At 50.8% G+C, this 5,993-nt stretch carries 2 tRNA genes and 3 rRNA genes; all 5 read left to right on the top strand.

Annotated features, from left to right (window positions below):
• Window positions 1-595: 595 nt before the first annotated feature.
• The 5 genes from FHY06_RS34665 to rrf all read left to right on the top strand — a co-directional run bounded on the left by FHY06_RS34665 (window position 596) and on the right by rrf (window position 5,827).
• Window positions 596-2,130, top strand: a 16S ribosomal RNA gene (locus tag FHY06_RS34665).
• Window positions 2,131-2,218: 88 nt separating this feature from the next.
• Window positions 2,219-2,295: transfer RNA gene (locus tag FHY06_RS34660), tRNA-Ile, on the top strand.
• Between the two features lie 30 nt (window positions 2,296-2,325).
• Window positions 2,326-2,401, top strand: a tRNA-Ala gene (locus FHY06_RS34655).
• A 314-nt stretch (window positions 2,402-2,715) separates the two neighbouring features.
• Window positions 2,716-5,586, top strand: a 23S ribosomal RNA gene (locus tag FHY06_RS34650).
• 128 nt (window positions 5,587-5,714) lie between these two features.
• A 5S ribosomal RNA gene (gene rrf, locus FHY06_RS34645) occupies window positions 5,715-5,827 on the top strand.
• The 16S, 23S and 5S rRNA genes sit together here with 2 tRNA genes alongside, the layout of an rRNA operon.
• Window positions 5,828-5,993: the final 166 nt, after the last annotated feature.

Genomic DNA, 5,993 nt, shown 5'->3' with positions numbered 1-5,993 from the left:
TGTCATATACTCGAGGGCTTCGCTACTGACGGCCTTGTGTTGTTGAAGCGGCTGGTGTCCTGGGATGCTGGTTGTATGTGGTGAAGAAAGTCTTCGAAAAAAGTTGACCGCTTCTTAAAAAACGGTGCATAATCGAAGGCTTCGCTGAAACGACTGATTCGGCGGCTTGCGGTGAAGGCTGCGGGTTGCGAAAGAAGAGGTTGGCAGATGCGAAAAGCCAAAATAGTTTGGTTGATTTGAAAAAATCGTGCTAGACTACAAGGCTACGCTGAAATGACTTCGGCGGCTGACAATGAAAGTTGTGAGCTGCGAAAACGAAGAAATAAAAAGCGAAAAAGTTTGGCGATTCTTTAAAAATCGTGCTAGACTATAAGGCTTCGCTGATCGCAGCAAGCAAACGAAGTAAACGACAAGTTGCTTCGGTGATCGTTAAAAAATTACAGCCGATAAGCGTGGGCGTTTGAAGGTAATTGCACAAGTTCTTCGGAACAAGTCGCAAGACTTAAAACGCTCATGAGAATAGAAGTGAAGTTCACTTCAATTCCGTTTTTATGAGTTTTGCTTCATCGCGAGATGGGGCGCAAAAATCAAGATCGAACTATAGAGTTTGATCCTGGCTCAGATTGAACGCTGGCGGCATGCCTTACACATGCAAGTCGAACGGCAGCGCGGGAGCAATCCTGGCGGCGAGTGGCGAACGGGTGAGTAATACATCGGAACGTGCCCAATCGTGGGGGATAACGCAGCGAAAGCTGTGCTAATACCGCATACGATCTACGGATGAAAGCAGGGGATCGCAAGACCTTGCGCGAATGGAGCGGCCGATGGCAGATTAGGTAGTTGGTGAGGTAAAGGCTCACCAAGCCTTCGATCTGTAGCTGGTCTGAGAGGACGACCAGCCACACTGGGACTGAGACACGGCCCAGACTCCTACGGGAGGCAGCAGTGGGGAATTTTGGACAATGGGCGCAAGCCTGATCCAGCCATGCCGCGTGCAGGATGAAGGCCTTCGGGTTGTAAACTGCTTTTGTACGGAACGAAACGGCTCTTTCTAATAAAGAGGGCTAATGACGGTACCGTAAGAATAAGCACCGGCTAACTACGTGCCAGCAGCCGCGGTAATACGTAGGGTGCAAGCGTTAATCGGAATTACTGGGCGTAAAGCGTGCGCAGGCGGTGATGTAAGACAGTTGTGAAATCCCCGGGCTCAACCTGGGAACTGCATCTGTGACTGCATCGCTGGAGTACGGCAGAGGGGGATGGAATTCCGCGTGTAGCAGTGAAATGCGTAGATATGCGGAGGAACACCGATGGCGAAGGCAATCCCCTGGGCCTGTACTGACGCTCATGCACGAAAGCGTGGGGAGCAAACAGGATTAGATACCCTGGTAGTCCACGCCCTAAACGATGTCAACTGGTTGTTGGGTCTTCACTGACTCAGTAACGAAGCTAACGCGTGAAGTTGACCGCCTGGGGAGTACGGCCGCAAGGTTGAAACTCAAAGGAATTGACGGGGACCCGCACAAGCGGTGGATGATGTGGTTTAATTCGATGCAACGCGAAAAACCTTACCCACCTTTGACATGTACGGAATTTGCCAGAGATGGCTTAGTGCTCGAAAGAGAGCCGTAACACAGGTGCTGCATGGCTGTCGTCAGCTCGTGTCGTGAGATGTTGGGTTAAGTCCCGCAACGAGCGCAACCCTTGTCATTAGTTGCTACATTCAGTTGGGCACTCTAATGAGACTGCCGGTGACAAACCGGAGGAAGGTGGGGATGACGTCAAGTCCTCATGGCCCTTATAGGTGGGGCTACACACGTCATACAATGGCTGGTACAAAGGGTTGCCAACCCGCGAGGGGGAGCTAATCCCATAAAACCAGTCGTAGTCCGGATCGCAGTCTGCAACTCGACTGCGTGAAGTCGGAATCGCTAGTAATCGTGGATCAGAATGTCACGGTGAATACGTTCCCGGGTCTTGTACACACCGCCCGTCACACCATGGGAGCGGGTTCTGCCAGAAGTAGTTAGCTTAACCGCAAGGAGGGCGATTACCACGGCAGGGTTCGTGACTGGGGTGAAGTCGTAACAAGGTAGCCGTATCGGAAGGTGCGGCTGGATCACCTCCTTTCTGGAAACAGGCAATTTAATTTAAACGCCCACACTTATCGGTTGTTGGAAGAAGTCGGTTGTCTTCGATTTGAAGATGATTGTCGAATGGGTCTGTAGCTCAGCTGGTTAGAGCACCGTCTTGATAAGGCGGGGGTCGTTGGTTCGAGCCCAACTAGACCCACCAAATCTTCTGATATCTCGTGTGAGAGTTTGAGGGGGATTAGCTCAGCTGGGAGAGCACCTGCTTTGCAAGCAGGGGGTCGTCGGTTCGATCCCGTCATCCTCCACCACCAACTCGATGCTTACTCAACACCAAAGCGGCTTCGTGCGAAGGCATGAGGCTTCTTTGTTGTTGATCAGGATCTCTTGATCAATCGGCTGTTCTTTAAAAATTCATAGAGTCGAATCAGCGCTGCTGATGGAAACCGTACATTCGTAAAGGTTTAGTACGGACCGTGCCATCAGCGGCAAGAATTTTTGATTGCGTCAAAAGAAACTTCAATTTCGAATCAAATCGATTTGAAGACGGCATAACGCGTCAGGTGAAAGACCTGGCAATTCCTTGATTGACTTTGGTTTCCGTGAGGAAACGTCAAAGTTATAGGGTCAAGTGAATAAGAGCACGTGGTGGATGCCTTGGCAATGATAGGCGACGAAGGACGTGATAGCCTGCGATAAGCTTCGGGGAGCTGGCAAATTAGCTTTGATCCGGAGATTTCCGAATGGGGAAACCCACCGAAAGGTATCGTTATCTGAATACATAGGGTAACGAGGCGAACCGGGTGAACTGAAACATCTCAGTAGCTCGAGGAAAAGACATCAACCGAGATTCCGAAAGTAGTGGCGAGCGAAATCGGAGAAGCCTGTTAGTGATAGCACAAGACATAACGGAACAGCTTGGAAAGGCTGGCCATAGCGGGTGATAGCCCCGTACGTGAAATGACCTGTGTGGTACTGAGCTAACGACAAGTAGGGCGGGACACGAGAAATCCTGTCTGAATATGGGGGGACCATCCTCCAAGGCTAAATACTCATCATTGACCGATAGTGAACTAGTACCGTGAGGGAAAGGCGAAAAGAACCCCGGGAGGGGAGTGAAATAGATCCTGAAACCGCGTGCTTACAAAAAGTAGGAGCCCGCAAGGGTGACTGCGTACCTTTTGTATAATGGGTCAGCGACTTACATTCAGTGGCAAGGTTAACCGAATAGGGAAGCCGTAGAGAAATCGAGTCCGAATAGGGCGATCAGTCGCTGGGTGTAGACCCGAAACCAAGTGATCTATCCATGGCCAGGATGAAGGTGCCGTAACAGGTACTGGAGGTCCGAACCGACTAGTGTTGCAAAACTAGCGGATGAGCTGTGGATAGGGGTGAAAGGCTAAACAAACTTGGAAATAGCTGGTTCTCTCCGAAAACTATTTAGGTAGTGCCTCAAGTATTACCTTCGGGGGTAGAGCACTGTTTTGGCTAGGGGGTCATGGCGACTTACCAAACCAAGGCAAACTCCGAATACCGAAGAGTACAGCTTGGGAGACAGAGCACCGGGTGCTAACGTCCGGACTCAAGAGGGAAACAACCCAGACCGCCAGCTAAGGTCCCTAAAATTGGCTAAGTGGGAAACGAAGTGGGAAGGCTAAAACAGTCAGGATGTTGGCTTAGAAGCAGCCATCATTTAAAGAAAGCGTAATAGCTCACTGATCGAGTCGTCCTGCGCGGAAGATGTAACGGGGCTAAGCCAGTTACCGAAGCTGCGGATTTGCAATTTATTGCAAGTGGTAGGAGAGCGTTCTGTAAGCCTGTGAAGGTGCGTTGTAAAGCGTGCTGGAGGTATCAGAAGTGCGAATGCTGACATGAGTAGCGTTAAAGGGGGTGAAAAGCCCCCTCGCCGTAAGCGCAAGGTTTTCTACGCAACGTTCATCGGCGTAGAGTGAGTCGGCCCCTAAGGCGAGGCAGAGATGCGTAGCTGATGGGAAACAGGTCAATATTCCTGTACCGATTGTTAGTGCGATGTGGGGACGGATCTTAATAGGTCATCCGGGTGTTGGATATCCCGGTTTAGATGGAAGTAGGCGTGCATTAGGCAAATCCGGTGCACATATACCGAGGCCATCGATCGAGCCAGCTTGCTGGTGAAGTGATTGAACGAGGTTCCAGGAAAAGCCACTAAGCTTCAGCTAACAACGACCGTACCGCAAACCGACACTGGTGCGCGAGATGAGTATTCTAAGGCGCTTGAGAGAACTCAGGAGAAGGAACTCGGCAAATTGACACCGTAACTTCGGAAGAAGGTGTGCCCTATTAGTGTGAAGTGAACAACGGAGCATGAACGGGTTGCAAAAAATCGGTGGCTGCGACTGTTTATTAAAAACACAGCACTCTGCAAACACGAAAGTGGACGTATAGGGTGTGACGCCTGCCCGGTGCTGGAAGATTAAATGATGGGGTGCAAGCTCTTGATTGAAGTCCCAGTAAACGGCGGCCGTAACTATAACGGTCCTAAGGTAGCGAAATTCCTTGTCGGGTAAGTTCCGACCTGCACGAATGGCGTAACGATGGCCACACTGTCTCCTCCTGAGACTCAGCGAAGTTGAAATGTTTGTGATGATGCAATCTCCCCGCGGAAAGACGGAAAGACCCCATGAACCTTTACTGTAGCTTTGTATTGGACTTTGAACAGATCTGTGTAGGATAGGTGGGAGGCTTTGAAGCAGGGTCGCTAGATCTTGTGGAGCCAACGTTGAAATACCACCCTGGTGTGTTTGAGGTTCTAACCTAGGTCCATTATCTGGATCGGGGACAGTGCATGGTAGGCAGTTTGACTGGGGCGGTCTCCTCCCAAAGCGTAACGGAGGAGTTCGAAGGTACGCTAGTTACGGTCGGACATCGTGACGATAGTGCAATGGCATAAGCGTGCTTAACTGCGAGACTGACAAGTCGAGCAGATGCGAAAGCAGGACATAGTGATCCGGTGGTTCTGTATGGAAGGGCCATCGCTCAACGGATAAAAGGTACTCTGGGGATAACAGGCTGATACCGCCCAAGAGTTCATATCGACGGCGGTGTTTGGCACCTCGATGTCGGCTCATCTCATCCTGGGGCTGTAGCCGGTCCCAAGGGTATGGCTGTTCGCCATTTAAAGAGGTACGTGAGCTGGGTTTAAAACGTCGTGAGACAGTTTGGTCCCTATCTTCCGTGGGCGCTGCAGATTTGAGGAAGCCTGCTCCTAGTACGAGAGGACCGGAGTGGACACACCTCTGGTGTATCGGTTGTCACGCCAGTGGCATTGCCGAGTAGCTAAGTGTGGAAGAGATAACCGCTGAAAGCATCTAAGCGGGAAACTCGTTTCAAGATGAGATCTGCCGGGGCCTTGAGCCCCCTGAAGAGTCGTTCAAGACCAGGACGTTGATAGGTCAGGTGTGGAAGCGCAGTAATGCGTTAAGCTAACTGATACTAATTGCTCGTGCGGCTTGACCCTATAACTTTGATCAGTCAGATCAAGGTGTTATGCCAAGTTGACGCATTCAAAACAATTCGCCAAAAGCTGATTCCAAACTCTATGAATTCGTTTGACTGATCTCACCATCAGTCAGACAACCCTTTATGCCTGATGACCATAGCGAGTTGGTCCCACTCCTTCCCATCCCGAACAGGACAGTGAAACGACTCAGCGCCGATGATAGTGCGGGTTCCCGTGTGAAAGTAGGTCATCGTCAGGCTCTTACAGCCCCAAAAACCCCCGTTCAAACTGAGCGGGGGTTTTTGCTTTTACGGGCAGTAAAAAAAGAAAACGAACAGGCGCATCACCGGTTGCGCACAACCTCCGCCTCCACTTCGGCACCTCCCGCAGATACCAACTCCTCCAACATATCTCGGGCTAGCTGA

Source organism: Variovorax atrisoli, from assembly GCF_014195185.1.
GTDB classification, from domain to species: Bacteria; Pseudomonadota; Gammaproteobacteria; order Burkholderiales; family Burkholderiaceae_C; genus Variovorax; species Variovorax atrisoli.
The sequence above is the reverse complement of the archived record's forward strand: the minus strand, read 5'-3'. Positions and strand labels throughout refer to the sequence as shown.